The sequence below is a fragment of the Ruegeria sp. AD2(2025) genome, from assembly GCF_056542385.1.
This window is the reverse complement of record NZ_JBQFZS010000016.1, coordinates 18534-44559: the sequence shown is the minus strand read 5'-3', so window position 1 is coordinate 44559 and position 26026 is coordinate 18534. Positions and strand designations below refer to the sequence as shown.

The 26026-nt window shown below is 61.1% G+C and carries 29 protein-coding genes; 18 read left to right on the top strand and 11 right to left on the bottom strand.

The annotated features are described in order from the left end of the window. Nucleotides 1-17: 17 nt before the first annotated feature. The gene (gene gltX / locus ACR1XV_RS20395) at nucleotides 18-1343 is read left to right on the top strand and encodes a glutamate--tRNA ligase (protein ID WP_480534735.1); all 1326 of its coding nucleotides are present in this window, start codon (nucleotides 18-20) and stop codon (nucleotides 1341-1343) included. Between the two features lie 145 nt (nucleotides 1344-1488). Here gltX and ACR1XV_RS20390 read toward each other — a convergent pair whose 3' ends face one another. Beyond that, nucleotides 1489-2058 carry a gamma-glutamylcyclotransferase family protein gene (locus tag ACR1XV_RS20390; protein ID WP_480534733.1) on the bottom strand — a complete coding sequence of 190 codons (570 nt, stop codon included), beginning with the start codon at nucleotides 2056-2058 and terminating at the stop codon, nucleotides 1489-1491. A gap of 94 nt (nucleotides 2059-2152) precedes the next feature. Between ACR1XV_RS20390 and ACR1XV_RS20385 the strand changes: the two genes are divergently transcribed. Continuing rightward, nucleotides 2153-2599 (top strand): RrF2 family transcriptional regulator, encoded by a 447-nt coding sequence (locus ACR1XV_RS20385; protein WP_480534731.1) that lies wholly within the window; start codon nucleotides 2153-2155, stop codon nucleotides 2597-2599. A 2-nt stretch (nucleotides 2600-2601) separates the two neighbouring features. On the opposite strand, the gene ACR1XV_RS20380 is transcribed toward ACR1XV_RS20385, so the two are convergent. Continuing rightward, nucleotides 2602-5130 carry an ABC transporter permease gene (locus tag ACR1XV_RS20380; RefSeq protein ID WP_480534729.1) on the bottom strand — a complete coding sequence of 843 codons (2529 nt, stop codon included), beginning with the start codon at nucleotides 5128-5130 and terminating at the stop codon, nucleotides 2602-2604. Then, nucleotides 5127-5822, bottom strand: coding sequence for an ABC transporter ATP-binding protein (locus ACR1XV_RS20375; protein WP_480534727.1), 696 nt, complete (start codon nucleotides 5820-5822; stop codon nucleotides 5127-5129). Before ACR1XV_RS20375 ends, ACR1XV_RS20380 begins: the two co-directional genes overlap by 4 nt. 68 nt (nucleotides 5823-5890) lie before the next feature. Between ACR1XV_RS20375 and ACR1XV_RS20370 the strand changes: the two genes are divergently transcribed. Both ACR1XV_RS20370 and ACR1XV_RS20365 read left to right on the top strand, forming a co-directional pair. Beyond that, a complete protein-coding gene (locus ACR1XV_RS20370; RefSeq protein ID WP_480534748.1) occupies nucleotides 5891-6511 on the top strand; it encodes an arylesterase in 621 nt (206 codons plus the stop codon). 10 nt (nucleotides 6512-6521) lie between these two features. Beyond that, nucleotides 6522-7136, top strand: a complete 615-nt coding sequence (locus tag ACR1XV_RS20365; RefSeq protein WP_480534725.1) for an SOS response-associated peptidase — start codon at nucleotides 6522-6524, stop codon at nucleotides 7134-7136. On the opposite strand, the gene ACR1XV_RS20360 is transcribed toward ACR1XV_RS20365, so the two are convergent. Continuing rightward, complete coding sequence (locus ACR1XV_RS20360) at nucleotides 7133-7687, bottom strand: L,D-transpeptidase (RefSeq protein ID WP_480534723.1); 555 nt, start codon at nucleotides 7685-7687, stop codon at nucleotides 7133-7135. The genes ACR1XV_RS20365 and ACR1XV_RS20360 overlap by 4 nt on opposite strands. Before the next feature lie 166 nt (nucleotides 7688-7853). Then, nucleotides 7854-8060 (bottom strand): cold-shock protein, encoded by a 207-nt coding sequence (locus ACR1XV_RS20355; RefSeq protein WP_170378838.1) that lies wholly within the window; start codon nucleotides 8058-8060, stop codon nucleotides 7854-7856. A 328-nt stretch (nucleotides 8061-8388) separates the two neighbouring features. On the opposite strand from ACR1XV_RS20355, the gene ACR1XV_RS20350 reads away from it, so the two are divergent. After that, nucleotides 8389-8916, top strand: coding sequence for an REP-associated tyrosine transposase (locus ACR1XV_RS20350; RefSeq protein WP_480534721.1), 528 nt, complete (start codon nucleotides 8389-8391; stop codon nucleotides 8914-8916). A gap of 75 nt (nucleotides 8917-8991) precedes the next feature. Here ACR1XV_RS20350 and ACR1XV_RS20345 read toward each other — a convergent pair whose 3' ends face one another. Both ACR1XV_RS20345 and ettA read right to left on the bottom strand, forming a co-directional pair. Continuing rightward, nucleotides 8992-9306, bottom strand: a complete 315-nt coding sequence (locus ACR1XV_RS20345) for a hypothetical protein (RefSeq protein ID WP_480534719.1) — start codon at nucleotides 9304-9306, stop codon at nucleotides 8992-8994. A gap of 17 nt (nucleotides 9307-9323) precedes the next feature. After that, on the bottom strand, nucleotides 9324-10991 hold the full coding sequence (gene ettA / locus ACR1XV_RS20340; RefSeq protein ID WP_010442471.1) for an energy-dependent translational throttle protein EttA: 1668 nt from the start codon (nucleotides 10989-10991) through the stop codon (nucleotides 9324-9326). Nucleotides 10992-11216: 225 nt separating this feature from the next. Here ettA and ACR1XV_RS20335 point away from each other — a divergent pair, with 225 nt between their 5' ends. The 3 genes from ACR1XV_RS20335 (at nucleotide 11217) to dacB (ending at nucleotide 13802) form a co-directional block, all read left to right on the top strand. Next, nucleotides 11217-11600: an MOSC domain-containing protein gene (locus ACR1XV_RS20335; protein WP_480534717.1), complete on the top strand. Its 384-nt coding sequence runs from the start codon at nucleotides 11217-11219 to the stop codon at nucleotides 11598-11600. A gap of 32 nt (nucleotides 11601-11632) precedes the next feature. Beyond that, the gene (locus ACR1XV_RS20330) at nucleotides 11633-12253 is read left to right on the top strand and encodes a nicotinate-nucleotide adenylyltransferase (RefSeq protein ID WP_480534715.1); all 621 of its coding nucleotides are present in this window, start codon (nucleotides 11633-11635) and stop codon (nucleotides 12251-12253) included. 67 nt (nucleotides 12254-12320) lie between these two features. Then, the gene (gene dacB / locus ACR1XV_RS20325; protein ID WP_480534713.1) at nucleotides 12321-13802 is read left to right on the top strand and encodes a D-alanyl-D-alanine carboxypeptidase/D-alanyl-D-alanine endopeptidase; all 1482 of its coding nucleotides are present in this window, start codon (nucleotides 12321-12323) and stop codon (nucleotides 13800-13802) included. On the opposite strand, the gene ACR1XV_RS20320 is transcribed toward dacB, so the two are convergent. After that, complete coding sequence (locus ACR1XV_RS20320; protein ID WP_480534711.1) at nucleotides 13799-14221, bottom strand: tellurite resistance TerB family protein; 423 nt, start codon at nucleotides 14219-14221, stop codon at nucleotides 13799-13801. The genes dacB and ACR1XV_RS20320 overlap by 4 nt on opposite strands. Nucleotides 14222-14422: 201 nt before the next feature. On the opposite strand from ACR1XV_RS20320, the gene ACR1XV_RS20315 reads away from it, so the two are divergent. The 4 genes from ACR1XV_RS20315 (at nucleotide 14423) to ACR1XV_RS20300 (ending at nucleotide 19577) form a co-directional block, all read left to right on the top strand. Continuing rightward, nucleotides 14423-14911 (top strand): hypothetical protein, encoded by a 489-nt coding sequence (locus ACR1XV_RS20315; protein ID WP_480534709.1) that lies wholly within the window; start codon nucleotides 14423-14425, stop codon nucleotides 14909-14911. A 229-nt stretch (nucleotides 14912-15140) separates the two neighbouring features. Beyond that, the gene (locus tag ACR1XV_RS20310; protein WP_480534707.1) at nucleotides 15141-16715 is read left to right on the top strand and encodes a lysine--tRNA ligase; all 1575 of its coding nucleotides are present in this window, start codon (nucleotides 15141-15143) and stop codon (nucleotides 16713-16715) included. Between the two features lie 48 nt (nucleotides 16716-16763). Then, nucleotides 16764-17165 (top strand): DUF4864 domain-containing protein, encoded by a 402-nt coding sequence (locus ACR1XV_RS20305; RefSeq protein WP_480534705.1) that lies wholly within the window; start codon nucleotides 16764-16766, stop codon nucleotides 17163-17165. A gap of 126 nt (nucleotides 17166-17291) precedes the next feature. Beyond that, a complete protein-coding gene (locus ACR1XV_RS20300; protein ID WP_480534703.1) occupies nucleotides 17292-19577 on the top strand; it encodes a glycosyl hydrolase family 28-related protein in 2286 nt (761 codons plus the stop codon). A gap of 6 nt (nucleotides 19578-19583) precedes the next feature. Here ACR1XV_RS20300 and ACR1XV_RS20295 read toward each other — a convergent pair whose 3' ends face one another. Next, nucleotides 19584-20270 carry a hypothetical protein gene (locus ACR1XV_RS20295; RefSeq protein ID WP_480534701.1) on the bottom strand — a complete coding sequence of 229 codons (687 nt, stop codon included), beginning with the start codon at nucleotides 20268-20270 and terminating at the stop codon, nucleotides 19584-19586. 131 nt (nucleotides 20271-20401) lie between these two features. On the opposite strand from ACR1XV_RS20295, the gene ACR1XV_RS20290 reads away from it, so the two are divergent. The 3 genes from ACR1XV_RS20290 to ACR1XV_RS20280 all read left to right on the top strand — a co-directional run bounded on the left by ACR1XV_RS20290 (nucleotide 20402) and on the right by ACR1XV_RS20280 (nucleotide 21660). Continuing rightward, nucleotides 20402-20728, top strand: a complete 327-nt coding sequence (locus ACR1XV_RS20290) for an antibiotic biosynthesis monooxygenase family protein (protein WP_480534699.1) — start codon at nucleotides 20402-20404, stop codon at nucleotides 20726-20728. 65 nt (nucleotides 20729-20793) lie between these two features. Then, entirely contained in the window at nucleotides 20794-21201 is a 408-nt protein-coding gene (locus tag ACR1XV_RS20285) for a universal stress protein (protein WP_480534697.1), read from the top strand. Nucleotides 21202-21267: 66 nt separating this feature from the next. Next, the gene (locus tag ACR1XV_RS20280) at nucleotides 21268-21660 is read left to right on the top strand and encodes an excalibur calcium-binding domain-containing protein (RefSeq protein ID WP_480534695.1); all 393 of its coding nucleotides are present in this window, start codon (nucleotides 21268-21270) and stop codon (nucleotides 21658-21660) included. A 60-nt stretch (nucleotides 21661-21720) separates the two neighbouring features. Here the strand turns inward: ACR1XV_RS20280 and ACR1XV_RS20275 are convergent, their stop codons facing one another. Further along, entirely contained in the window at nucleotides 21721-21951 is a 231-nt protein-coding gene (locus ACR1XV_RS20275; protein WP_480534694.1) for an aspartate aminotransferase, read from the bottom strand. A gap of 80 nt (nucleotides 21952-22031) precedes the next feature. Here ACR1XV_RS20275 and ACR1XV_RS20270 point away from each other — a divergent pair, with 80 nt between their 5' ends. From ACR1XV_RS20270 to ACR1XV_RS20260, 3 genes are all read left to right on the top strand, one after another. Further along, on the top strand, nucleotides 22032-22385 hold the full coding sequence (locus tag ACR1XV_RS20270) for an MmcQ/YjbR family DNA-binding protein (RefSeq protein ID WP_480534692.1): 354 nt from the start codon (nucleotides 22032-22034) through the stop codon (nucleotides 22383-22385). A 186-nt stretch (nucleotides 22386-22571) separates the two neighbouring features. Then, nucleotides 22572-22862, top strand: a complete 291-nt coding sequence (locus tag ACR1XV_RS20265) for an antibiotic biosynthesis monooxygenase family protein (protein ID WP_480534690.1) — start codon at nucleotides 22572-22574, stop codon at nucleotides 22860-22862. Between the two features lie 268 nt (nucleotides 22863-23130). Continuing rightward, entirely contained in the window at nucleotides 23131-23538 is a 408-nt protein-coding gene (locus tag ACR1XV_RS20260) for a hypothetical protein (protein ID WP_480534688.1), read from the top strand. Nucleotides 23539-23586: 48 nt separating this feature from the next. Here the strand turns inward: ACR1XV_RS20260 and uvrB are convergent, their stop codons facing one another. Beyond that, complete coding sequence (gene uvrB / locus ACR1XV_RS20255) at nucleotides 23587-25773, bottom strand: excinuclease ABC subunit UvrB (RefSeq protein WP_480534686.1); 2187 nt, start codon at nucleotides 25771-25773, stop codon at nucleotides 23587-23589. Between the last annotated feature and the right edge of the window lie 253 nt (nucleotides 25774-26026).

Below are 26026 nucleotides of genomic sequence, written 5' to 3'. Positions count from 1 at the left end.
GCCAACAGGAGACTTCCATGACCACCACCCGTTTCGCCCCGTCGCCCACCGGTTACATCCATGTGGGCAACCTGCGCACCGCCCTGATGAACTATCTGATTGCCCGCAAGGCTGGCGGCACCTTCATCCTGCGCATCGACGACACCGACCCCGAGCGGTCGAAGGAAGAATATGTCGACGCGATCAAGCAGGATATGGAATGGCTGGGCCTGCATTGGGACCGCGTTGAACGCCAGTCCGAGCGGCTGGACCGGTATGCCGAGGCTGCGGACAAGCTGCGCGAGATGAGCCGGTTCTATGAGGCGTTCGAGACGCCGACCGAGCTGGACCTCAAGCGCAAGAAGCAACTGAACATGGGCAAACCGCCGGTCTATGACCGCGCGGCGCTGGCTTTGTCGGAGGCTGAGAAGGAGGCGCTGCGGGCTGAACGTGGCAATGGCGTGTGGCGGTTCAAGCTGAACCATGAGCGGATCGAGTGGGCCGATGGTATTCTGGGCGATATCTCGATCGACGCTGCCTCGGTGTCCGATCCGGTACTGATCCGGGGCGACGGCCAGGTTCTTTATACGATTGCCTCGGTAGTGGACGACACCGAGATGGGCGTGACCGATGTGGTGCGCGGCTCGGACCATGTGACCAACACGGCGACGCAGATTCAGATCATCGAGGCGCTGGGCGGCACCTGCCCGCGCTTTGCACACCATTCGCTGCTGACCGGCCCGCAGGGCGAGGCGCTGTCGAAACGTCTGGGCACGCTGGCCCTGCGCGATCTGCGTGAGCAGGGTGTGCAGCCGATGGCGCTGCTGAGCCTGATGGCGCGGTTGGGGTCCTCCGATCCGGTTGAGCTGCGTGCGGATATGGCCGAGTTGATCGATGGGTTCGACGTTACCCGGTTCGGTGCTGCCCCGACCAAGTTCGATGTGCAGGACCTGTTCCCGCTGACCGCGAAACATCTGCAGACGCTGCCGCTGGCTGATGTGGCCGAAGCTGTGGCCGAGGCGGGTGTACCCGCTGATCTGGCCGAGCCGTTCTGGGCGATGGCGCGTGAAAATATCACTACGCTGGCGGACCTCAAAGGGTGGTGGGCGCTGTGCCGCGACGGGGCAGAGCCTCTGATCGACGACGAAGACCGCGCGTTTATTGCCGAAGCGGTCGCGTTGCTGCCCGAAGGCCCGTTCGATGGTGAGACCTGGGGCAACTGGACCAAGGCCGTGAAAGAGGCGACCGGCCGCAAGGGCAAGGGCCTGTTCATGCCGTTGCGCAAGGCGCTGACGGGTATGGAGCGTGGGCCGGAGATGGCGGCTCTGTTGCCCTTGCTGCAGGTTATCCGCGCACGCGGGTAAGGAAACGCGCTTTGTGGCGCAGACCGGGGCTCCGCCCGTTCGAGGCTGAAACTGTCCGGTGGACAGTTTCCGGGACGCCGCTCACCTTCTGGCGGAAGTATTTTTGAACAGAAGAAGGGGCGGGCCGTTGTGCCTCCACCTTTTGCTATGCAGGGTGGATGATCTTGCTGCCGAGGCGGTTGAGGTGGTCATCGACAAGCCGGGTTTCGTCCGGGTGCAACTGTTGGTGGCGGGAATATCTGGGCGCGGCGCGATCGTTCAGGATTGGGGTGTCCCAACCTTCGGTGGTTGCAAAGAAGCGGTCGGCGCCATCGGAGCCGTAGGCGCGCAGATATCCCTGAACCACCACATCGAGATAGCTGAGCAGCAGGGGGTGCCGCTGGTCGGGCTTGATATGCTTGTGCTGCGGGACGGCGTAGACTGCGATGTCGACTGCGTGTGTCAGCGGGTGCGTGATGGCCTGCGTGGCGGGGATACGGTCATAGGCCCATTCGCGTTCATCCAGTGCGGCCCAGTCATCCTCGGGGACATGCGCGATCATGCCGTCGATTTCCGACTCCGGGTCCGGGATTGCAGTCAGAAAGGCAACCGGGCGCAGATCGGTGTACCTCCAGGCGCGGCACCAGCCTTTCAGCCGTGCCGGTCTAGGGTCGGGAAAGTCGTGGGTCGACAGGTTTACGAGGCTTCCATAGCCAAAGAAATAAGGGTCTGCCATGGGGGCCATATCCTTCGGTGACGATTGATGTATGTCAAACAGTCTTTTTACGAGACATGCAATAAGGCAGCATCTTGAAATTTGGGAGGTCCACATGCGGATTACCAAACGGACAAACATTGCGGTGCGCCTGCTGATGTATTGCGCCGCCCATCAGGATCGGCTGGTCACCAAATCCGAGATCGCCGAAGTGTGCAACATCTCGGAAAACCATCTGGCCCAAGTGATCAACCAGCTGAGCCAGCTGGAGTATCTGAGCACGCAGCGTGGTCGCAACGGGGGCATGACGCTGGCCCGGGCTGCGGATCAGATCCGCATCGGCTCGGTCTTTCGCCATGTCGAGGGCGGTCTGCCGATTGCCGAGTGTTTCGCGGATGCCGATAACACCTGCCCGCTGACCGATGCCTGCCGGTTGCGTCTGGCGCTGCAGGACGCGGCCGAGGTGTTCTATGCCTCGCTTGATGAAATCACGCTGGATGCGCTGGTGTGCGACAACGACCAGTTGCTGAAAATCTTGCAACCCGTCACCTGCACCCGCTGAGATCAATCGCTGGCGCGCAGGATGCGCGCTGGCCGGACCGAGAGTGGGCGTAGCGCGAAAGCCAAACCTGCGCCCAGAGTCACCACGATTCCGGCAAGCACGATGCCAAGCGCCGAGGGCCAGATGATCGTGAACCCGGTATCGAAGATATAGGTGGCCACCGCCCAACCGCCCAGGATGCCGGTCAGCAGCGCAACACAGCCCGCAGCCGCCCCCAAAAGGATCGCGCGCAGGGCAAAGCTGCGCAGGATGCGGCCCCGGTTTGCGCCCAGCGTTTTCAGGATTGCCGCCTCGTACCGGCGCGCGGGTTCGCCAGCGGCGGCGGCTCCGATCAGGACCAGAAATCCGGTCAGCAGCGACACGCCTGCGCCATAAGACGTGGCAGCGGCAAGCCCCGCCAGCAGGCCGGATACGCGGTCAATAGCATCGCGCACCCGGACCGCGGTGATATTCGGGAACTGCCCGGCCAGATCGCGCAGGATTGCGGCCTCGGCCTGTTCCTCGGCATAGACGGTCGCGATGAAGCTGTGGGGTGCCCCGGCAAGGGCCTGTGGGTTCATCGACATGATGAACCCCATGCCTGCGGTCGAAAAGTCGACCTCGCGCAGGGATGTCAGCTCGGCGGTGATGTCGCGGCCGAGGATATTCACTGTCAGTTCATCGCCCAGTTTCAGACCCATCTCGGCAGCCTCTTCAGCGGCAAAGCTGACCTGTGGCGGACCCGCGTAGTCGTCGGGCCACCATGTGCCGTCGGTGATGCGCGCGTTCTGGGGCGGCTGGTCCGAATAGGTGACGCCTCGATCGCCGTCCAGAACCCAGTGATCGCCCGCCACGTCTCGGGCAGGCCGTCCGTTGATCCGGGTAATGATCCCGCGCAGCATCGGCGCGCTTTCGATGCGGCTGACAGCGGGGTCGGTTTCCAATCGCTTGGTGAAACCCGGCATCTGGTCTTTCTGGATGTCGACGAAGAAATAGGACGGGGCCACGTCGGACAGGTTGCCTGAGATGGCGTTGCGCAGGGTTCCGTCAATTTGTCCGACCGCGGCCAGAACCGACAGCCCGAGGCCCAGCGACAGGACAACCGAAGATGCCCCTTCACGCGGGTCCGAGATTGCGGACAAGGCCCATCGCAGCGCCGGGCGGCCCCTTGCCCAAGGCGTGCCGATCCGCGCCAGCCTGCGGATCAGGAGGGCCGACAGCGCCAGAAGGACAAGCGCTCCGGCCAATCCACCGCTGGTCCAGAGCGTCAGCCATGTCGATCCGCTGAACCACGCGGCTGCGCCGATCAGCAGGGCCAGACCGACGGCCGTCGCCGCGACGTAGACCGGGCGCGGCAGGCTGCGCGCGGTTGACAGCGCGTCACGGAACAGGGTCGCGGCGCGCACCTCTTCGGTGCGGGCCAGCGGCCAGAGGGTGAACAGGAAGGCGGTCAGCACGCCGTAAAGTGCGGCCTCGGCCAAGGGGCGGGCATAGAGCGAAAAGACCGCGGGGACGGGCAGGCGGGTTTCGATGATGGGGGCGATTAACAGCGGGATCGCGCCTCCGATGAGGAGGCCTAGCAGGATGCCGATGCCCGAGAGCACTCCGATCTGGATCATATAGGTCTGAAAGATCGTTGCCCGATCCGCTCCAAGCGTGCGCAGGGTGGCGATGGTTTCCGTTTTCTCGGACAGATAGGCGCGAACGGCGGCGGAGACGCCGATCCCTCCGACCGCGAGGCCCGAGAGGCCGACGAGGACCAGAAAGGCGCTCAGGCGGCCCACGAATTCAGAGATGCCGGGCGCGCCGTTGCGGGCATCGGTCCAGCGCATCCCTGTGCCATCAAAGGATTGCCCGGCCCGCGCGGCCAGCTGAGCCAGTTCTGCGTCCGGCGGCAGGTCAAGCCGGTATTTGGTGGAAAACAACGTGCCCGGCGCAAGCAGGCCAGAGGACTGCAGATCCTGTGTGCGGACCAGAGTACGGGGCCCCAGAGCAAACCCATCGGCCGCGCCGTCCGGCTCGTGTTCCAGCGCGGCCATCAGGATGAAGGATTGTGTTCCAAGGGCGAACCGGTCACCGATGCCAAGGCCCAAACGGTCGATCAGAGCCGGGTCCATCACCGCGCCGGGCAGGCCGTCGGTACCGGCGAAAGCATCGGACAGGCGCATCGGAGGCTGCAGGCGCACCGCGCCCAGCAGCGGATAGGCGTCATCCACCGCCTTCACCTGAGTCAGACCACGCTGCGCCTGATCCCCATCGCCGGTGACAGCCATGGAGCGGAAATCAACCACCTCCGAGACCGCTTGCGCCGTGCTTTCCATCCACGCGCGTTCCTGATCATCGGCAAAGCGGTAGGTGAATTCCAGCTGCGCATCGCCACCCAGCAACGCGGCCCCTTCCTGCGTCAGCCCCGTTTGGATCGCTTGCCGGACCGACCCCACTGCCGCAATCGCGGCGACCCCGAGGGCGAGGCAGGCCAGAAACACCCGGAACCCATGCAGCCCGCCGCGCAGCTCGCGCCGTGCCAGACGCCCAGCTAGGCGCAAGCTCATTCGGCTGCCTCGCGTTGAGTGTCTTCGGCGATCCGGCCATCCCGCAGCCGTATGACACGGTCGCATTTCTGCGCCAAAGTATGGCTATGGGTGACCAGAATAAGCGTCGCGCCGTGACGGTCACGTAACCCGAACAACAGGTCGATGATCGCAGCCCCGTTGGTTTCGTCCAGATTGCCCGTGGGCTCATCCGCCAACAGGATCTGCGGGCGCGGGGCTGCCGCACGGGCCAGCGCAACGCGTTGTTGTTCGCCCCCGGACAGTTGCGCCGGGTAGTGATCACGGCGGTGGGACAGGCCAACGGCGTCCAACTCGGCCTCGGCGCGCGCAAAGGCATCTTTGTGGCCCGCCAGCTCCAGCGGGGTGGCGACATTTTCCAGCGCTGTCATCGTCGGGATCAGGTGAAAGTTCTGAAACACCACCCCCATCGCATCGCGTCGGAACCGGGCCAGAGCATCTTCGCCCATGGTGCCGAGATCATGGCCCAAGGCGCTGACGGTTCCGGCCGTGGCTTGCTCGAGCCCGCCCATCAGCATCAGCAGCGAGGATTTGCCCGAACCGGAAGGGCCAACCAGCCCCAGCGTCTCGCCCTTGTTCACGGTCAGCGAGATATCATGCAGGATATCCACGCGCCCGGCATTGCCATCCAGCGATAAAGCGGCATCTTGGAGGGTAAGAACAGGTGTCGTCATCAGTCCGCCTGGCAAGGGAGTGTGGTCCATTGGGATATGGCGTGAAACGGAAATTGCGCAAGGCTTTGATGCCCGTCGCGCTGATCTGTTGCGGTTGTGCCGCGATGGCCGAGCCGATTGTGATCGCAGCGCTGGGGGATTCGCTGACGCAGGGCTACGGCCTGCCCGAACAGGATGGGTTCGTGCCGCAACTGCAACGCTGGTTGCAGGATCAGGGGGCCGACGTGCGGTTGATCAACGCAGGTGTCTCGGGCGACACCACTGCCGGAGGGGCCGCGCGCGTGGACTGGACTCTGACGCCCGAGGTCGACGGGATGATCATGGCGTTGGGGGGCAATGATCTGCTGCGTGGGATCGATCCGGATGTCTCACGCGCCAACCTTACAACCATTCTGAACGCCGCCGATGCATCCGGGGTAGAGGTTTTGGTGATCGGAATGCAGGCCCCGGGCAATTACGGGGCCGACTACAAGCGGCGTTTTGATGCCATGTACCCCGAGTTGGCGCAGCAGTTCGATGCCCTTTATGCCGAGAGTTTCTTTGCGGGCCTCACAGCTGCTGGCGATCCGGCGGCAGCGCGTCAATACATGCAGCCGGATGGGATTCACCCAAATGCGCAAGGCGTGTCTCTGATCGTCGAGGCGTTGGGGCCGGAGGTGCTGGTGCTCGCCGAGGAGGCCGCAAAATAGGAGGGGCGCGATGCCCGGACGGTTCTTTCTGACACGGCCGATCTCGGGGATCGCCGAGGCTCTGGGTGTCGCGGATGATCTGCCGCCGCAGCACCCGCGTCGGAACATTCAGCCGGGACAAGAGGTCGTGGTGTCGACGTCGGAGGGGCTGTCGCTGATGCGTTGGGGCATGATCCCGGTGGGGCGCGTCAATGCCCGCGGGCGTCCGGTTATGGAGACGATCATCAATGCCCGTTCCGAAACCGTCTTTGACAAAAGCGCCTTTGATGGCGTCGGGCGGGCGGTCATTCCCGTGGATGGCTGGTATGAATGGACCGGAGAGAAACGGCGCAAAACCGCGTGGCGCATCGCGGCCAAGGATGGATCGATTCTGTATTTTGCCGCGATTACAGATGTTTGGACCGCACCCGGCGGGCTGCGCGTCGATCAGGTGGCCGCCGTGACCTGCGCGCCGAACGCGGATGTCGAGCCCATTCATCACCGGATGGGGGTTCTGCTGGATCGCGATGCGGTGCAGGTTTGGCTGACCGGAACCGAGGAACAGGCGCAAGAACTCGCGCGCCCGTGGCCCGACGGGCGGTTGCAAATTGAGCAGGCCGATGATGTGGACTGGTCGGCCCCTTAGACCACCGTCACCACGGTTCCGATGGGAACCCGATTATAAAGATCGATGACATGCTCGTTCAGCATCCGGATACAGCCATTGGACGCTGCCCGCCCGATGGTCTGCGGCTGGGTCGTGCCGTGGATGCGGAAATAGGTGTCAACGCCGTTCTGGAACAGGTACAAAGCCCGCGCGCCCAAGGGGTTATCGCCTCCGCCGGGTTGGACATAGTCGTTGTCTTTGAAGCGGGCATAGGCGACCGGATCACGCTCGATCATCTCGTTGGTGGGCCGCCAGGTGGGCCATTCCTTCTTGACGTCGATGGTGGCGGTGCCCGTAAACTCGAGCCCCGCCTTGCCGACGCCACAACCGTAGCGGACCGCCTTGCGCGGCTCGGTCACGTAATACAGATAGAAGGATCGGGGCACGACCAGCAATTGACCGGGTTGGAATTGTTTTTTGATTCTAACGACTTGCGGTGTTGGATCGTATTCCACAGCCTTTTTGGCCCAGGCAAAGCCCGGCAGCAGGCTGGCAGCAGTTCCGGCCAGAAAAACGCGGCGTGTGAACATGGGTTGTTCCCCTAAATGACCAAATAAATCATGACGCTAGTTTCGAAATGATAGCCGATTTGGTCAATCGCCGGGGTGGCATAACTGAAATGTGATGTATTCTGCATGCCACACAAACGGTGTGGCACCGAAAAAGGGCAGGGAAAAACCCTGCCCTTTGAACGGCTTAGGCCAGTTCGATATTGTCGGCGCTTTCGCGGCCGTCACGACCCGAGCGCAGCTCGTACGTGACTTTCTGGTTGTCGGCCAGGCCGGTGAGGCCCGAACGCTCGACAGCCGAGATGTGTACGAAGATGTCTTTGCCGCCATCTTCGGGTGCGATAAAGCCGTAGCCTTTGGTGGTGTTGAACCATTTTACGGTGCCTGCGGGCATATCCGTTGTCTCCTGTTTGGTGCTGCCCACGGGGTTGCGGCAGCCTGGCGTCGTCGGTCTGGATCGAGTGACTGAGCGCCGTGGAAGGAGACAGTGGGTCGAAATAGAAAAACGTAAGCCTCTTGGATATGGCATCGGTCAGGCGGTGTGGCAAGGGCGGATTGTAGGGTTTGTACAAGGGTTTGAGGGGCGATTGTCTGTCTTGTACAAAATTCCGCCGATGGGTTTGGTTATCGGTTTTCGGGTGATTCATAGGGTGGAGTTATTGCTCCGACGGGCTGGGCGGGCCTTTAGAATCCGTTAACCCTCGTCGTGATCAGGTTGGGGCATGGGCGATTATCGACGGGTACGTATTCCCGGGGCCAAGTATTTTTTCACCGTGTCTCTGGCCGACCGTTCGTCGGATTTGTTGGTGCGTGAGGTGGCACATCTGCGCGCGGCCTTTGCGGTGACGCAGAGAGAGCGACCGTTCTGGTGTGATGCTTTTGTGGTGTTGCCGGATCATTTGCATGCGGTGTGGACATTGCCGCCGGGGGATGCAGATTATTCGACGCGGTGGCGATTAATCAAAAGCCGATTTGTGCGCGCCGTCGGCGAATTTGGTCCGCGAAGCGAGTCCAAGGTTGCCAAACAGGAGCGCGGGATTTGGCAACGCCGATATTGGGAGCATTGTATCCGCGACGAACGAGATTACCGCAATCATATGGCATATTGTTGGGGCAATCCGGTGAAACATGGGTTGGTGGCGCATCCAACCGATTGGCCGTATTCGTCGATCCATCGTGATATCCACGCGGGTCGGGTTGATCCGGAGTGGAGCGGTGTTGTCACCGAAGGGGCGTTTGGGGAGCCGTAGGATGGGTGATTTCACCCATCAATTTATGCGGTTGTATATTGGAGTGTTGAGAAGTGATGGGTGCGAGCACCCATCCTACGGTGTCTCAGCCATAGCTTTTGCAAGGCAATCATCATCAGCAGGATTGTGTCCTGCAGCGAGCATAGCGATCTCTGCATCGCGTTCCGAATTTGCCAACAGCAAAATTTTCTTGCCCATAGTCGAGAGCCTTTCGATCATGCATTCGGCAAGAACTTCGTTCTGCGATGGTGTCATGTCATCCCTCGACAAGTAGAGGACATATTTTTCCTGCGCTGCTGCAGTGTTAGAATCGGCTTCAACAGGGACAGAAGTAAGTGAAAGGGCGAAACCCACTGCAAAAACGTGAAGTATATATTTACAGCCACCCATCGCCTTATCTCACTTCCTCACCGCGCAAACTTCTTATGCTTCAACCGCTTGGGCTCTAGCGCATCAGGCCCCAACCGCCGCTTTTTGTCCTCTTCGTAATCCTCGAAGTTGCCCTCGAACCATTCCACGTGGGCGTCGCCCTCAAAGGCCAGAATATGCGTACAAATCCGGTCGAGGAAGAAGCGGTCGTGCGAGATGACGACGGCGCAGCCGGCGAAATCGACCAGTGCGTCTTCCAGCGCGCGCAGGGTTTCGACGTCGAGGTCGTTGGTCGGTTCGTCGAGCAGCAGGACGTTGCCGCCCTCTTTCAGCAGGCGGGCCATGTGGACGCGGTTGCGTTCACCGCCGGATAGCAGCGAGACCTTTTTCTGCTGATCTCCGCCCTTGAAGTTGAAGGACGAGCAATAGGCGCGGGAATTGACCTGTGCGTCACCCAGTTGGATGATTTCGGCGCCGCCGGTGATCGCCTCCCACACGGTGTCGTTGTCTTTCAGGTCATCGCGGGACTGGTCGACATAGGATAGCTCGACCGTGTCGCCCAACGTGATGGTGCCGCTGTCGGGTTGTTCCTGACCAGTGAGCATCTTGAACAGGGTCGATTTACCCGCGCCGTTGGGGCCGATGACGCCGACGATGCCGCCGGGGGGCAGGGCGAAGTCCAGCCCTTCGATCAGTTGTTTGTCGCCCATGTGCTTGGACAGGCCCTCGACCTCGATTACCTTGCCGCCAAGGCGCTGGCCGTTGGGGATGACGATCTGGGCACGGGTCAGCTTTTCGCGCTCGGACTGTTCGGCCAGCTCGTTATAGGCGTTGATCCGGGCCTTGGATTTGGCCTGACGGGCCTTTTGACCCTGACGCATCCATTCCAATTCGCGCTGCAGGGTTTTCTGCTTGGATTTGTCCTCGCGGGCTTCCTGCTCTAGCCGTTTGGCCTTTTGTTCCAGCCATGCGGAGTAGTTGCCTTCGTACGGAATGCCGCGGCCACGGTCGAGTTCGAGGATCCATCCTGTGATGTCATCCAGGAAATAGCGGTCGTGGGTGACGATCAGGATGGTGCCCTTATAGTCGATCAGGTGCTGTTGCAGCCAGGCGATGGTCTCGGCGTCCAGGTGGTTGGTCGGCTCATCAAGCAGCAGCATGTCGGGCGCTTCAAGCAGCAATTTGCAGAGCGCCACGCGGCGTTTCTCACCCCCCGAGAGGTTGGCGATGTTGGCATCGTCGGGCGGGCAGCGCAGGGCCTCCATGCTGACGTCGATCTGGCTGTCGAGATCCCAGAGGTTCTCGGCGTCGATCGCGTCCTGCAGGGTGGTCATTTCCTCCATCAGTTCGTCCGAGTAATTCTCGGCGATCTCCATGGCGATTTCGTTGAAGCGGTCGACCTTGGCTTTTTTCGCTGCCACGCCCAGCATGACGTTTTCGCGGACGGTCAGCGATTCATCGAGCTGCGGTTCCTGCGGCAGATAACCGACCTTTGCACCCTCGGCGGCCCATGCCTCGCCGGTGAAGTCGGTGTCGAGGCCCGCCATGATCTTCATCAGCGTCGATTTACCCGCGCCGTTGACGCCGACGACACCGATTTTCACACCGGGCAGAAAGCTCAGGTGGATGTTTTCAAAGCACTTCTTGCCACCGGGATAGGTCTTGGAGACACCCTGCATGTGGTAGACATATTGATAGGCGGCCATGTCGCGTCCTCTGGGTCGGGGGAATTGGGTTGGGCGGTGTGATAGCCGAGCGGGGCGGGCGGAGCAAGCTGGTCGCTTTGTGATTTTCGCTAGCACGCTGAAGCGACTAAATTCGCTGCATTGCACAAGGAGTGGAATTTGTCAGAACTGTCAGAGTTGATTGCAGGATGGGCGAAGCCGGGGCGGCTTGAGTGGGTCGGAGTTCGACCTGAACGGCGTGTGACAATGCTGTCTACTGAGACAGGCATTATTACCGCCGATGGCCTCGACGGCGACCGCGCTCGCGTTGGCAAGCGCGCTGTGACTCTGATCCAGCAGGAGCATCTGGCGGCGATTGGGTCTTATCTGGGCCAAGGGCCGGTTGTGCCCGAAATCCTGCGGCGCAATCTGGTGGTTTCCGGAATCAATCTGTCGGCGCTCAAGGGGCGGGAGGTGCAGGTGGGTGAGGCGATTTTACGCTTTACCGTGATCTGCGCGCCGTGCAGTCGGATGGAGGAGGCGTTGGGCAAGGGCGGCTATTCTGCCGTGCGAGGGCATGGGGGATGGTGTGCCGAAGTGGTGCGGCCCGGGCGGGTCGCCCTAGGCGACGTGGTGCAGCCGGTTGATTGACAACCACGCACAGTTCTGAACATCAGCTAGGGATGGAGCGTTTCCAAATCCCATATGCGCGGCCTGGGCAGGTCGTGGGGCTGTTGGGGGGATCTTTTGATCCGCCGCATCAGGGTCATGTGCATGTCACACGCGAGGCGATGAAGGCCTTTGGGCTGGATCGGGTATGGTGGCTGGTGTCCCCCGGCAACCCGCTGAAAGAACGCGGGCCTGCGCCTTTGGTGCAGCGGATTGCGGCAGCAAAGGCGGTGATGCAGCATCCGCGGGTCGAGGTTACCGATATCGAGGCGCTGACGGGGACGCGGGCGACGGCGGATACGCTGGCCGCGTTGCAGCAGCTTTATCCGCAGGTCAAATTTGTCTGGCTGATGGGGGCCGACAATCTGGCGCAGTTTCATCGCTGGAAAGACTGGCGGTTGATCATGGATAGCGTCCCCGTCGGTGTGGTGGCGCGGTCGGGGGATCGGATCTCAGCCCGGATGTCTCCGGCGGCGCGGATCTATGCGAAGTACCGCATTGATGGGCAGGCGCGGCATCTGTTGGGGCGGGCTGACGCGCCTGCGTGGTGTTTCGTGAACGTGCCGATGGTTGACGTCAGTTCAACTGATCTTCGCAATCGCGGCATCTGGGGGGATGGGGTGTTGCCGGAATGACTCCCATCAGCGCATAATCTTAATCTGGTGATTGTCTGCATTTAAGCTCTGGGATTCAAATAGACCCATGGTTGATCGTATTTCACGCCGTTTGTTTCTGGCTGGATTGGGTGCCGTGGCGCTGCCGGGCGCGGGTCTGGCCGAGGCGCCGGCGGTCTCTCTGCGGCCGGTGCTGCGGGGGCCGCGGCCCAGCGGGGCCGAGCGGCTGGTTCAGGCGGCGGGGCTCAAGGGGGAGGTCGTTTTTGCCGTGGCCGACGTCAAGACCGGCACCCCGCTGGAGGTCTATGGCGCGGGCGAAAGCCTGCCCCCTGCCAGTGTGGCCAAGGCCCTGACGGCGCTTTATGCGCTGGATGTGCTGGGGCCCGAGCATCGGTTTGAGACGGCGCTGATTGCGGATGGTCCGGTCGAGAATGGCATCCTGCAGGGCGATCTGATCCTTGCGGGCGGTGGTGATCCGCTGCTGGACACCGATGCGCTGGCCGGGATGGCGGCCAATTTGCGCGAGGCCGGGATAATCGAGGTGCGCGGGGCATTCAAAGTCTATGACGGGGCGCTGCCTTATGTATTCAGCATCGACCCCGGTCAACCGGATCATCTGGGCTATAGCCCGGCGATCAGCGGGATTTCATTGAATTTCAACCGGGTGCATTTCGAGTGGAAGCGGGATGGGAGCGGGTATGACGTGACCATGGACGCGCGCAGTGCCCGTTACAATCCGTCTGTTGATATGGCCACGATGCAGGTCGAGAACCGCAGCCTGCCGATCTATACCTATCAACCAAGCGCGCGGCAGGATCGGTGGACGGTGGCCAAGGGTGCGCTGGGCAGCGAAGGGGCCCGTTGGCTGCCGGTGCGCAAGCCCGCGCTTTATACGGGGGATGTATTTCGGACGCTGGCACGGGTGAACGGCATTGTGTTGGGCCGGGTTCAGGTGACCCAGCAGACCCCGCAAGGGACCCCGCTGGTCGTCCATCAGAGCGATCCGCTGGAGAGTATTCTGAGGGGGATGTTGAAGTACTCGACCAACATCACCGCTGAGATGGTCGGTATGGCCGCCACAACGGCACGCGGGGTGAGACCGCAGAGCCTTGCAGACTCTGCCGCCGAGATGAACCGATGGGCGGCAGAGAGTTTTGGTGCGGACGGGATCGCGATGGAGGATCACTCGGGTTTGGGCGATGCCTCGCGCATGGACCCTGCAGCGCTGGTCAGGGTGCTGGCCGCGGTGGGCAACGAGGCGACGCTGCGGCCCTTGTTGCGGTCATTCACGCTGGCCGACAGCCAGGGGCGGCCGGTCAGGGATCATCCGATCAAGGTGGATGCGAAGACGGGGACGTTGAATTTTGTTTCGGGTCTGGGCGGGTATCTGACCACGGCGGATGGCAAGACGGATATGGCCTTTGCCATCTTCACCGCCGATCTGGATCATCGTGCCACCATCCCGCGCGCAAATCGCGAACGGCCGCAGGGCGCGCGCGGCTGGAACAACAGGTCGCGCAAGCTGCAGCGCGCGCTGCTTGAGCGCTGGGGGTCGATCTACGGCAGCTAGATCGTGTGCCGCGCCCGGGCCCCGCGTTCGATGGCGGCGGCGTGCAGGCGGTCGACATTCAGCTCATAGCGGATTTCTTCCAGCAGGCGCAGCTCGGTCTCGGCCAGCGCGCCATCGGCGGCGGCCACGTCACAGGCCAGCGCATAGGCGGTTTCATTGAGCCGCTCGGGCAGGTTTTCGCGGATCAGGCCGAAAAGCGCATCCAGCCCCTCTTCCTGTTCGAACAGGTCGAACACGATCTGCGAGACGACGCGGATGCGGTCGATGTCATAGCCGGCGAAGACCGGCAGCATGTTCACGGCGGTCTCGATCTTGACCAGCTCGGCGGTGCGGATGTTTTCGTCCGAGGCTGACACCGCGACCATGATCGCCACAAGGCAATCCTGCGGGGACAGGGAGGGTGAGGTCTGCTGGGTCATCGGATCGTCCTGCATACTGGGTCTGTTGGCGCACGATAGGAGGGGGGGCGGGGAGGTTCAACCGATTGTTTTCGGTTGGGGGATGGTCCCAAAGTGGGGCGAAGACGTGTCGAGACCAGACCAGTCTTAACTTGCAACCATAGGGTAAATGAACCGATAGTATTCACACCATGAATTGTGGCTGCCTCGACGAGGATCAGATTGAAGGAGAAGACCGTGAAAAACCATTTGCTCATTAAGGGTCTGCTTGCGGGCATCGTCTTCTCGTCGGCTGCGGCTGTCGCGGACGAGCAGAAGAGTTGGCTGTTCATGGAGGTCGCGGACACGGCGACGCTTGAAAATGGCAAGTTGGTGCTGAAGGGAATTGACGATCAGATCGTTCTTTTTACGGATCGTCCTTATCGCGACACCATGAGCATGCCAGTGGACGCGATTGTCAAAAACTGGGGCGCGGGCGCGGACAGCTTTGCATCCGATCCGCCCAACGCGGCTTTGACCGGAACCAGCGGCGGTAAGCAAGTCGGGTTAATCGTCACTCTGAGCAATCCGAGCCTCGAGAACGGGGACCTGCAGTTTGATTACCAGACTTTGAATGGGTCCGACGTCGCCCATCTTGAATCTGTGACGATGGTGGTCGACTCTGTCTATTACACACTGCAGTGCTGGGCGTCCTGGGGGCAAGACTGCTAGGCGATCGTCTGTCGGTCGCTGCGGCTTAGCACCCAAAGCTGCAAGCAAGAACCCGCGCTGATATGCAATCTTGGTCTGCGCATCAGATCAGCCATGCATTGGCTGGCAACCAGAAGTGTGCACACAGGAAAAACCCCGCGCCTTTATTGACTCATGCTGCATCCGCACAATAACAGGGGCCGGTCCGGGTGCATGGGGTGTCCGGCGCTTATCCCGATGGAGCAAATCTATGTCCGACCTGCGTGAAACCGCGATGACGTCCAAGGCGTGGCCGTTTGAAGAGGCGCGGCGGTTGCTCAAACGGTACCAGAAGGGCGCGCCGGAGAAGGGATATGTGCTGTTTGAAACGGGCTATGGCCCCTCGGGCCTGCCGCATATCGGCACCTTTGGAGAGGTGGCGCGGACCACCATGATCAAGCGCGCGTTTGAGGCGTTGTCGGATATTCCGACCAAGCTGATCTGTTTCTCGGACGATCTGGACGGGATGCGGAAGGTGCCAACCAATGTGCCGAACCCCGAGATTCTGGAGCAGCATTTGCAGCGTCCGTTGACCTCGGTCCCCGATCCGTTTGGCGAATACCCGAGCTTTGGTGAATATAACAACGCCATGCTGCGGCGGTTCCTTGATACCTTTGGGTTCGAGTATGAGTTCTACTCGGCCAAGGAATTCTACGAATCCGGGCAGTTTGACGAAGTGCTCAAGCGCGCGGTCGAGCGTTATGACGAGATCATGGCGATCATGCTGAAAAGCCTGCGCGAGGAGCGGCAGCAGACCTATTCGATCTTCCTGCCGCTGCATCCCGAAAGCGGGCGGGTGATGTATGTGCCGATGAAGAAGGTCTGCGCCGAGACCTATACGGTCACCTTTGACGATGAGACCGGCAAGGAATGGACGGTTCCCGTCACCGGTGGCCATGTCAAGCTGCAGTGGAAGCCCGATTTCGGCGCGCGCTGGGCGGCGTTGGGCGTGGATTTCGAGATGTATGGCAAGGAACACGCCACCAACGAGAAAATCTATGACGCGATCTGCCGGGCCTTGGGTGGCCGCGCGCCCGAACATTTCTCGTATGAGCTTTTCCTCGATGAGAACGGCCAGAAGATTTCGAAATCGTCCGGCAATGGCGTCTCGATTGACGAATGGCTGACCTATGCGCCGACCGAGTCTCTGGCCTATTTCATGTATCAAAAGCCCAAGACCGCAAAACGGATGCATTTCGACGTGATCCCGAAAGCCTATGATGAATATCATCAGCAGTTGCGCGCCTATCCGGGGCAGGATCTGAAGGCGCAGTTGAACAATCCGGTGTGGCATATCCACGGTGGGGATGTGCCCGCATCCACGTTGATGGTGCCCTTTGCGATGCTGCTGAATCTGGCGTCTGTTTCGGGGGCCGAGGACAAGGAGGCGCTGTGGGGCTTTATTCGCCGTTATGCGCCCGAAGCGACGGCCGAGACGCATCCCGATCTGGATCAGGCGGCGGGTTTTGCGGTGCGCTACTTCAACGATTTCGTCAAACCGACGCGCAAGCATCGCGCGCCGACGGAGCAAGAGCGCGAGGCGCTGGAGGCGTTGAAAGCGGCGCTGGAAGCCTATGACGGGCCCGCCGAGGATGAGGCGCTGCAATCGGTGGTCTATTCCATCGGGCGCGAGCGGTTTGATCCGATGAAGGGCTGGTTCACCGCGCTTTACGAAGTGCTGCTGGGCGCCAGCCAGGGCCCTCGGTTCGGCGGGTTCATCGCGCTTTATGGCGTGTCTGAAACCATCGCTCTGATCGACAAGGCGCTGGCCGGAGAGCTGGTCTGATTTGACCTGATCCCGCGTGGGGCTACCCTTTCATCAGGAGGTGGCCCCATGCGTCGTTTACTGCTTGCTGTTGCTTTTAGTGCCGGGATGGCCTCGGGGGCGTTTGCCCAAAGCGCCGAGATCGAGGCGAATATTTCGGCACAGATACAGGCGTTCAAGGCGGATGATTTTGCCACCGCCTTTACCTTTGCCAGCCCCAACATCCAGCGCCTGTTCGGCACGCCCGAGAATTTCGGGACCATGGTGCAGCGCGGCTATCCGATGGTCTGGCGACCTGCGGATGTGCAGTTTCTGGACCTGCGCGAGGTCAACGGGGACCTGTGGCAGAAAGTGAAGGTCGTGGACGGCGAGGGCCGTGTGCATATCCTCGACTATCAGATGGTGCCCCTTGAAGGCGGCTGGAAGATCAATGGTGTGCAGCTTCTGGGCAAGTCCGATCCCGCCGCGTAAGGCAACACCACCGTCACGGTGATATGAGCGGCGGTTAATCCCTTTTCGATAGCAAGACCTTCGCGCCCGGAAACCATCCGGGCCACGGGTTTTGGCGCGCATGGCGCGATTGGAAAGGGGTTTCATATGAACAAGGCAATCACCGACGGTATCGTGTTCATGCCACCCGCATTTGCGGATGGTCTGGGGGTATGGTCCAGCGGCGACGGCACGCCGGGATCGCCGACCTATGACGGGTCGGGATCGGGCGCATTTGTTCCGGCGGATGCGGATTTTGCGGGCTGTCTGGAGATCTACAAGACGCAGGCCACGCAGCAGCTGCGCTATATGGGTCAGACGCAGCTTTTGCCGGGCTGTTATCTGCAGATCAAGGCGCGGGTGAAGGCGATTAGCGGCCCCTTGCCCGAGGTGCGCATCGCGGGATGGGCTGGCGGCGCGGGTGATACGCATGTGACGGGTCTGGTGGAACAGGGCCCGGCGACGCAGTTGACGGGTTACGGCACTGTGCATGAGGTCACGGCGATCGTCGGCACCGGGCAGCGGCCGGGCGTGGACATGCCCTGGGGCCGGGCGGCGCTGTATGGCTATTTTGGCTTGAACATCGATGGCAGCAACGGGGCCGTGGTGCGGGTCGATGACCTTGAGATCGAGGATATCACCGGCGTGTTCCTGCGCGACATGATCGGCGTGGTCGATGTGCGCGATTTCGGCGCTGTGGGGGACGGCTCGACCGACGATTCCGCGGCGTTCGAGGCGGCGGATCAGGCGGCGAACGGGCGCAGGGTTTATGTGCCGCAGGGGGTGTTTCAGTTGGATCAGAACACCTCTCTGGGGTCCGAGATCGAATTCGATGGCACCGTGACGATGCCCGATGACAAGATGCTGCTGCTGACCAAGAATTTTGATCTGCCCGCCTATATCTCGGCCTTCGGGGATGAAACGCTGGCCTTCAAGAAGGCGTTTCAGGCGCTGCTGAACAATTCGGACCATGAATCGTTGGATCTGGGCGGGCGCAAGGTGTCGGTGAGCGAGCCGATCGACATGGCGGCGGCGGTACCCAACCGCACCGGCTATGCCACCCGCCGGGTGGTGCGCAACGGGCAGTTCGATGTCAAAAGCAGCGCGGCTTGGGATACCGAGACCTTCACCTCGGTCGCGACCTATGATCCGTCGGATTCCCGTACGCTGACCAACGTGGCCAATATCGCCAATATCCCCGTTGGATCGCTGGTGACCGGCAGCGGCGTGGGGCGCGAAATCTATGTGCGCTCAAAGGATGACAACGCCGGTGAGATCACGCTGAACGCGCCGATTTATGACGCGGCGGGGACGCAGAACTTTACCTTTACCGCGTTCAAATACCTGCTGGATTTCAGCGGCTTCAGCGCGGTGCAGAAGTTCAACATGGAAGGGATCGAGTTCCAGTGCAATGGCCGCTGCAGCGCCATTCGCCTGTCGCCGGGGGGCAATACGTTTGTTCTGAAGGACTGCTTTGTCAGCCGTCCCAAGGATCGCGGCATCACCTCGATCGGGAATGGCTGTCAGGGAATGCTGATCGACGGGTGTCAGTTCCTGTCGACCGAAGAGGGGCTGGACGTGGCCGATCGCAGCTCGATCGCGCTGAATTCCAACGCCAATGACGTCAAGCTGCGCCACAACCGGGCGACGCGGTTTCATCATTTCGCGGTGCTGGGGGGCGACAATAATCTGGTGCTGGGCAACCACTTCTTTCAGGGCGATGGCGTGACCAACGGTGTCCGCAACGCGGGGCTGGTGCTGATCGGGGGCTATAACAGTTCCTCGGTGGCCGAGAACTATGTCGACAACTGCTTTATCGAATGGACCAACGAGCGGGACGAGGACCCCGATTACAGTTCGGGTTATTCCTTCAGCGCGCTGAGCGTCACCGACAATATCTTCTATGCCAGCAACGTGGCCCCCTGGTTCAGTTATTTCGTGATCCGCCCCTATGGCTCGGGGCATTTCCTGAACGGGCTGACGGTGACGGGCAACAAGTTCCGCGTCAGCGGGGACGATACCCAGCGGGTCGAGCGGGTGGATACCAGTTTCGCCAATCTCGACCCGGATCGCCACAGCAATGTCAGCTTTGAAAACAACACCTTCCACGGGATCGATGTCCATAGTGCGAGCCCGCTGCGGGTGCGTCATTCCCAAAGCTCGCATTCCTCGGCCTGGACCATCAGCTCGCAAGAGCGGCTGCCCTTTGGGGGCCGGGCGCGGGGCTGTGATGCGGTGGTGGCCATCGGGTCGCTGAGGAATGTGCTGAATTCGCGCCGCTATACCGCGCCTTATGTCGAGCTGAAGCAGGGATCGGGTCAGCGCGACATTCGCCTGCGCTGGTCCGAGGCGCTGAAGGGCTCGGTCTCGGCCATTTTGCGGATGGACAGCTGACCGGGGTCAGTAGCTGAGCCAGAGGGCAAGTTTGAACCCGGTATTGTCGCGGGCCGAGTTCCTCTCGGCCCCGAATATCCAGCTGGTGCTGCCGGTTTTCGGGCGATAGATCAGCGCGGGCCGGGCGCTCCAGTACCAGGGGCGGCCCGGCACGTATGAGGTTTCGATCTGCAGCAGCGGGTCCAGCCGCCGCCCCGAGGACAGGCCGGCGGTAAAGTCCAGCTTGCGGATCAGTGCGTCGTGGGTGCGGTATTCCAGCGCCGTATCCAGCGCGATCCACCCCGCGCCGAGGCCCGTCCGGATGCCTTTGCCATAAGACAGCGTGGCCTTGTAGAGCGCCCAGGTGCGGCGCTGCCGGTGATGCGCGCCGGCGCCAAACTCGGCCGCCAGCCGCCCGGCTGATCCGAAATCGGCCACCGGGATGCGGGCAAAGATCAGGGCGTGGCCATAGAGGTCCTGATGCTCTTCTGCGTCCAGCCCGATGGTCAGGTTCGGCCTGAACCCCCATTCGGAATAGAGGCTCGCCTTGTACCTGTAGGCCCCGTCCTGATCGGGGAAGGCGGTGACCGCGGCGGCGGTAAAGACCGACCCCTGATCGCGTAGCCAGGCCCCGGCCAGCGCGGGGCCGCAGAGGGTCAGAAACAAAGCGGATATGAACGCCAGACGTGCCATGGGCGCAGCATCGGTGGACATGGTTAACGGATCGTTAGCTTTTGGGTCACCGATCAGAAAGTTTTTTGCTGATGCGCCCCCGGGCCCGACAGGAAAAACATTGCGTTTTCAAAAGCTGTGCTAGGCTTGGGTCAGCCAAGAAGGAGGAGCCCATGCCGCAGATTTCCAAGACCAACAGCTATCAGACCGTCATCACCACCTTCGAGATGACCCCCGGCACCTGCCAGGACCTTCTAGAGGCGCTGACTGATGCTTATGCTGCATTCATCTCGAAACAGCCCGGGTTCATTTCCGCCGGTCTGCATGTGAATGACGCCCAGACGCGGATCGCCAATTACTCGCAATGGGAGCGGCGCGAAGATTTTCTGGCGATGCTGCGCACCCCCGACATGCGCGAGCGCAACCGGCGTCTGAACGAGCTGTGCAAGAGCTTTGAGCCGGTCATGTACGATGTGGCCGAAACATTTGGCGATACCTGACCTGAATCAAGGTCAGATTGCCGCTAAGGCGCCAGAATGGCTGCGCAATTACGGAGGCGTGCGTCATGTATCACAACATTCTTGTCCCGATTTCCTTTGATGCCGAACGGGATATCTCGGCCCCGCTGAAGCTGGCGGAAATGCTGGCCACACCCGAGGCGCAGGTGACGTTGCTGCATGTGGTCGAGCATATTCCCGATTACGCGATCTCGTACATGCCCGCCGAATACCTGTCCGAGGCGCGCAAGGCGATCCAGGCCGATCTGGATGCGCTGGCCGCGCGGCTGCCCAATGCCACCGGGCTGGTGATCGAGGGGCATTCGGGCCGCACCATTCTGGACTGGGCCGAGGTGAACAAGCCCGATCTGATCATCATGGCCTCGCACCGGCCGGGGATGCAGGATCTGCTGCTGGGGTCGACGGCGACTCATGTGGTGCGGCACGCGAAATGCGCGGTGCATGTGGTGCGCTGAGGTTTTTTTGCGCCCGACCGTGAGTTTGGCCATGGCTTTGCCACATAGGGCTGTCAGGGTCGGGGTATGACACAGGACAATCCCCCGCTGAGCCCGCGCCGCTTGCGCCGGCAGCGCCGTGCCGAGGCGCTGCGGCGGAAAGCGCTGTCGGTGCCGCGCATTCTGGCGATGGTACTGGCCCTGCCGGTGACGACCGGGCTGATTGCGATCGGCGTCTATATGCGTGTCACCGAGTATGACCGCCATGATGCGGTGGTGCATCTTGTGGCGCTTATGGGCTGCGATGCCTCGCGGAGGATCAGCACCGGCCCGTTTCGCGTGGGCGAGCCGGGATATCATCCCCGAAATGACCCTGATGGGGACGGTCTGGCCTGCGCGCGGCCCACGCCTGCGGGAGTGGCGGAGGTTCAGGTACCCAAGCAGCGTTCGGTCGGGACGGCCAAGTTTCTGAAACCCTGAGCTGCCGAAATCTTGAAAAGATTTCGGGGCCGCTTTCTTTTCAAGAAAGCGATGCGCGGCTCAGGTGAGCCAGCGCACCGGGGCGCGGTTGCAGAAGATCACGATCTGGCCCGAGTTTTCGGCCACCTGATAGCCGCGGCGGTGGATCTCGGCCATGAAATGCTCCATCCCCGCGAACCGTTCGATATCGCGCGCCTTGCGGCGGATCACGCCGCCCTGTTGTACGGCCTTGGAGGCAAACAGGTCTTTCAGCCAGACCTCGGGCGAGAGCGGAGAGTTTTGGTTCTGCATGTGCGCAGCTTTGGCGGATCAAGGTTAAGGGCGGGTAAACTGGCCTTGCCTTGGCGGTTTGTCGCCGTCACTGTGGCCCCATGACCCGGGATGAATTCAACGCGTTTTGCGCCGACCTCAAGGCCACCACCCATGTGGTGCAATGGGGCAATGCGGATGTGTGGAAGGTGGGCGGCAAGGTCTTTGCGCTGTGCGGCTGGCATGAGGGCGCGGATGCGTTCACCTTCAAGGCCACCGATCTGGCTTTTGAGGTGCTGAGCGACGAACCCGGCATCCGCCCCGCGCCATATCTGGCGTCGCGGGGGATGAAATGGCTGCAGGTCTATGAGGAACGGGGCATGAGCGATGCCTCGCTGCGCGAGCATATCGTGACGTCTTATGATCTGGTGGTGGCGAAACTGACCAAGAAGGCGCGGGCCGAGTTGGGGATTTAGCCTTGTAACAGGTTGGGGCTGCAACCTTGAAGTGTCGGGGGGGTGACCCGGCTGAGGTGTCAGGTTGAAAATACCCTGAATCAACAAGTATCAATGCGAGATTTCGTGCCTCCATGCTAGGTTGCGCGCGGCGGGATCATTCCGGTCGCGCCCTATGACAATTTCGCCAGACGAGGGAGGAACGTTATGTTTGCACGTATTACCCAATACAAAATGAAGCCCGGCACGCGCGAGGCGGCGACGGCGAAAATGAATGAACTGAAATCCGAAATCATGGGCATGCCTGGCATGCACAGCTTTACCAATGTGATGAACGAGGACGGCTCGGGCTATGTGGTCTCGGTGGTCGAGAGCGAGGCGACCTCGAACGCAAACGCGCCCAAGGTGGCCGAGCTGTGGGGCCATTTCGCCGAATTCATGGAAGGTCCGCCGACGCCGGTTGGGTATGATGTGATTGCCCATTGGGACAAGGGGTGAGCGACAGGGCGGGAGTTTCCCCGCCCTTTTTTGTGGCGGTGTAGGATGGGGTTTTACCCCATCATGCGTCTAGGCTGCCTCGGGGTGATGGGTTGGAAACCCATCCTACGCTTGATGCGGCTTTGAAGTTTAGGTGGTTGAGATCAAGAGAAGTAAAGCTGTGACCATCCCGAAAACAAGGCCCCTTTCGATATTTGAGTACACTGTGCTAGGCTTTAAGCGGCAAGACTATTTAGTCGCGTCGTGTAGTTTCTTGGAGGTATTGTTTATGGATTTTTTCAAAGTTGCAGCGCTCATGGTGGTGTCATTCGGGCTGGGCGGCGCTGTTCAGGCAGACAGCAACAAAGCATTTCTTGAGGCGACCAAGGTTTCGCAACTCAACGAACTGGGTGCCAAGCAAATGGATGGCGCATCCATTGAGAAGATAGTTTCTGGAAAAACTCTGAAGAGTTCCAATTGGAGTTGGACGTTCAAGAAAAACGGCACGCAATCGTCTTCTGCGTTTGATGGGTCCTGGGAGGACAAGGGGACCTGGTCCGTAAAGGGAAACGAACTCTGTCGGCAGTCTCAGACATCTGGTGGACCCGAGCGTTGCTCTAAAGTATACTTCCTTGGGCGCGATCTGCGGTTCAGCGAAGGTAAGCGCAACCTGCATGATTGGTGGGTGAGCTACTGATACGAATAAGGTCAAGCGGTGATAGGTGTTCTTTCTCCGCTTGATATCCTACCGCTTCCGCCTTTTCACATTCCCACCCCTTTGCCCCGGCCTGCCAGCCGTTGACCGGCCGCGCGATTTCACCGCATCCTCGGACGCCTTCTCGACCGCCCATTGGCGCGCCATGGGGTCGTCGGCGACGGCGAGGTCGACCGCTTCCAGACGTTTGATCTCATCCCGGATATTTGCGGCCTCTTCGAATTCCAGGTTCTCGGCGGCTTTGCGCATCTGGTCGCGCAGGCCGTTCAGATGGGCCTCAAGATTCGCGCCGTGCATCGGTTTGTCGATGGTGGCGGTGACGCGGTTCATGTCGACGTCGCCTTCGTAGAGACCGGCCAGAACGTCCTCGACATTCTTCTTTACCGTCTCGGGCGTGATGCCGTGTTCCTGATTATAGGCGAGCTGCTTGGCGCGGCGGCGGTTGGTCTCGTTCAGCGCGCGCTCCATCGAGCCAGTGATCTTGTTCGCATACATTATCACCCGGCCATCAGCGTTTCGCGCGGCGCGGCCGATGGTCTGGATCAGCGAGGTTTCCGAGCGCAGGAAGCCCTCTTTGTCAGCGTCCAGAATGGCGACCAGCCCGCATTCGGGAATGTCCAAGCCTTCGCGCAGCAGGTTGATGCCGACCAGCACGTCGAAGGCGCCCAGCCGCAGGTCGCGCAGGATTTCGATGCGTTCCAACGTGTCGATGTCCGAGTGCATGTAGCGCACTTTGATGCCCTGTTCGTGCAGGTATTCGGTCAGGTCTTCGGCCATGCGTTTGGTGAGCGTCGTGACCAGCGTGCGGAAGCCGTTGGCGGCGACCTTGCGCACCTCGTCCAGCAGATCGTCCACCTGCATCGAGACGGGGCGGATTTCAACCTCGGGGTCCAGAAGGCCGGTGGGGCGGATGACCTGCTCGGTGAAGACACCGCCGGTTTGCTCGATCTCCCACTTAGCCGGGGTGGCCGAGACAAAGACGGATTGCGGGCGCATGGCGTCCCATTCCTCGAACTTCAGCGGGCGGTTGTCCATGCAGGACGGCAGGCGGAAGCCGTGCTCGGCCAGCGTGAATTTGCGCCGATAGTCGCCCCGGTACATGCCGCCGATCTGCGGGACCGAGACATGGGATTCGTCGGCGAAGACGATGGCGTTGTCGGGGATGAATTCGAACAGGGTTGGGGGCGGTTCGCCCGGGGCGCGGCCTGTGAGGTAGCGCGAGTAGTTCTCGATCCCGTTGCAGACGCCGGTGGCCTCGAGCATTTCCAGATCGAAGTTGGTGCGCTGTTCCAGACGTTGGGCTTCCAGCAGTTTGCCTTCGCCCACCAGTTGATCAAGCCGGATGCGCAGCTCCTTTTTGATTCCGATGATCGCCTGCTGCATCGTCGGTTTCGGCGTCACATAGTGCGAATTCGCGTAGACGCGCACATGCTCCATCGTCGCGGCGCGTTGGCCGGTCAACGGGTCGAACTCAGTGATCTGTTCCAGTTCTTCGCCGAAGAAGGACAGCTTCCACGCGCGGTCCTCAAGGTGGGCGGGCCAGATTTCCAGTGAATCGCCCCGCACCCGGAACGAGCCGCGCTGAAACGCCTGATCGTTGCGGCGGTATTGCTGGGCGACCAGATCCGCCATCACCTGCCGCTGGTCGTATTCATTCCCGACCTTCAGGTCTTGCGTCATTGCCCCGTAGGTCTCGACCGAGCCGATACCATAGATGCAGGACACCGAGGCGACGATGATCACGTCATCGCGTTCCAGCAGGGCGCGGGTGGCCGAGTGACGCATCCGGTCGATCTGTTCGTTGATTTGGGATTCTTTTTCTATGTAGGTGTCGCTGCGCGGCACATAGGCCTCGGGCTGGTAGTAGTCGTAGTACGAGACGAAGTATTCCACCGAGTTCTCGGGAAAGAAGCCTTTGAATTCGCCGTACAATTGCGCCGCCAATGTCTTGTTGGGCGCAAGAATGATGGCGGGACGCTGGGTTTCCTCGATCACCTTGGCCATGGTGAAGGTTTTGCCCGTGCCTGTCGCGCCCAGCAGAACCTGATCACGCTCACCGTCCAGAACGCCGCGCGCCAGTTCCTTGATCGCCGTCGGCTGGTCGCCTGCCGCGTTGAACTCCGTATGCATCACGAAACGCTTGCCGCCTTCCAGTTTCAGGCGTGCGCGGACATCGTCGGCGGTCAGCTGGGTCTTGTCGGAATGGGCGTAGGGCATAGGCAGGCTCCGGGGATCAGGCCCTTACATTTGTTCTTATTTTGTCCATCTGCAAGGGGGGATCGGGGGTCATGCGGGCTGCATCCGTGTATTCTTCTGCACTTTTGCGGCACGTGCTGTCCCCGTGTTTGGATTGCGCCCGGTCTAGCGCGGGTTGATGACAGGTTCTGACATCAGCGCACCGCGACATTTGTCATCTTGTCCCCGGTCGCGCTGTGGCGCATAAACGGGGCCAGCCAAGTGAGTACGGAGA

What these genes read in the sequence shown, in the direction of transcription:
- uvrB (WP_480534686.1), bottom strand. Translation starts at nt 25,773, where the DNA reads ATGCCCTACGCCCATTCCGACAAGACCCAGCTGACCGCCGACGATGTC.
- ACR1XV_RS20350 (WP_480534721.1), top strand. Translation starts at nt 8,389, where the DNA reads ATGGGCGATTATCGACGGGTACGTATTCCCGGGGCCAAGTATTTTTTC.
- ACR1XV_RS20345 (WP_480534719.1), bottom strand. Translation starts at nt 9,306, where the DNA reads ATGGGTGGCTGTAAATATATACTTCACGTTTTTGCAGTGGGTTTCGCC.
- gltX (WP_480534735.1), top strand. Translation starts at nt 18, where the DNA reads ATGACCACCACCCGTTTCGCCCCGTCGCCCACCGGTTACATCCATGTG.
- ACR1XV_RS20280 (WP_480534695.1), top strand. Translation starts at nt 21,268, where the DNA reads ATGACACAGGACAATCCCCCGCTGAGCCCGCGCCGCTTGCGCCGGCAG.
- ACR1XV_RS20385 (WP_480534731.1), top strand. Translation starts at nt 2,153, where the DNA reads ATGCGGATTACCAAACGGACAAACATTGCGGTGCGCCTGCTGATGTAT.
- ACR1XV_RS20260 (WP_480534688.1), top strand. Translation starts at nt 23,131, where the DNA reads ATGGATTTTTTCAAAGTTGCAGCGCTCATGGTGGTGTCATTCGGGCTG.
- ACR1XV_RS20335 (WP_480534717.1), top strand. Translation starts at nt 11,217, where the DNA reads ATGCTGTCTACTGAGACAGGCATTATTACCGCCGATGGCCTCGACGGC.
- ACR1XV_RS20275 (WP_480534694.1), bottom strand. Translation starts at nt 21,951, where the DNA reads ATGCAGAACCAAAACTCTCCGCTCTCGCCCGAGGTCTGGCTGAAAGAC.
- ACR1XV_RS20355 (WP_170378838.1), bottom strand. Translation starts at nt 8,060, where the DNA reads ATGCCCGCAGGCACCGTAAAATGGTTCAACACCACCAAAGGCTACGGC.
- ettA (WP_010442471.1), bottom strand. Translation starts at nt 10,991, where the DNA reads ATGGCCGCCTATCAATATGTCTACCACATGCAGGGTGTCTCCAAGACC.
- ACR1XV_RS20360 (WP_480534723.1), bottom strand. Translation starts at nt 7,687, where the DNA reads ATGTTCACACGCCGCGTTTTTCTGGCCGGAACTGCTGCCAGCCTGCTG.
- ACR1XV_RS20305 (WP_480534705.1), top strand. Translation starts at nt 16,764, where the DNA reads ATGCGTCGTTTACTGCTTGCTGTTGCTTTTAGTGCCGGGATGGCCTCG.
- ACR1XV_RS20380 (WP_480534729.1), bottom strand. Translation starts at nt 5,130, where the DNA reads ATGAGCTTGCGCCTAGCTGGGCGTCTGGCACGGCGCGAGCTGCGCGGC.
- ACR1XV_RS20330 (WP_480534715.1), top strand. Translation starts at nt 11,633, where the DNA reads ATGGAGCGTTTCCAAATCCCATATGCGCGGCCTGGGCAGGTCGTGGGG.
- ACR1XV_RS20370 (WP_480534748.1), top strand. Translation starts at nt 5,891, where the DNA reads ATGCCCGTCGCGCTGATCTGTTGCGGTTGTGCCGCGATGGCCGAGCCG.
- ACR1XV_RS20295 (WP_480534701.1), bottom strand. Translation starts at nt 20,270, where the DNA reads ATGTCCACCGATGCTGCGCCCATGGCACGTCTGGCGTTCATATCCGCT.
- ACR1XV_RS20320 (WP_480534711.1), bottom strand. Translation starts at nt 14,221, where the DNA reads ATGACCCAGCAGACCTCACCCTCCCTGTCCCCGCAGGATTGCCTTGTG.
- ACR1XV_RS20270 (WP_480534692.1), top strand. Translation starts at nt 22,032, where the DNA reads ATGACCCGGGATGAATTCAACGCGTTTTGCGCCGACCTCAAGGCCACC.
- ACR1XV_RS20285 (WP_480534697.1), top strand. Translation starts at nt 20,794, where the DNA reads ATGTATCACAACATTCTTGTCCCGATTTCCTTTGATGCCGAACGGGAT.
- ACR1XV_RS20365 (WP_480534725.1), top strand. Translation starts at nt 6,522, where the DNA reads ATGCCCGGACGGTTCTTTCTGACACGGCCGATCTCGGGGATCGCCGAG.
- ACR1XV_RS20265 (WP_480534690.1), top strand. Translation starts at nt 22,572, where the DNA reads ATGTTTGCACGTATTACCCAATACAAAATGAAGCCCGGCACGCGCGAG.
- dacB (WP_480534713.1), top strand. Translation starts at nt 12,321, where the DNA reads ATGGTTGATCGTATTTCACGCCGTTTGTTTCTGGCTGGATTGGGTGCC.
- ACR1XV_RS20375 (WP_480534727.1), bottom strand. Translation starts at nt 5,822, where the DNA reads ATGACGACACCTGTTCTTACCCTCCAAGATGCCGCTTTATCGCTGGAT.
- ACR1XV_RS20290 (WP_480534699.1), top strand. Translation starts at nt 20,402, where the DNA reads ATGCCGCAGATTTCCAAGACCAACAGCTATCAGACCGTCATCACCACC.
- ACR1XV_RS20300 (WP_480534703.1), top strand. Translation starts at nt 17,292, where the DNA reads ATGAACAAGGCAATCACCGACGGTATCGTGTTCATGCCACCCGCATTT.
- ACR1XV_RS20310 (WP_480534707.1), top strand. Translation starts at nt 15,141, where the DNA reads ATGTCCGACCTGCGTGAAACCGCGATGACGTCCAAGGCGTGGCCGTTT.
- ACR1XV_RS20390 (WP_480534733.1), bottom strand. Translation starts at nt 2,058, where the DNA reads ATGGCAGACCCTTATTTCTTTGGCTATGGAAGCCTCGTAAACCTGTCG.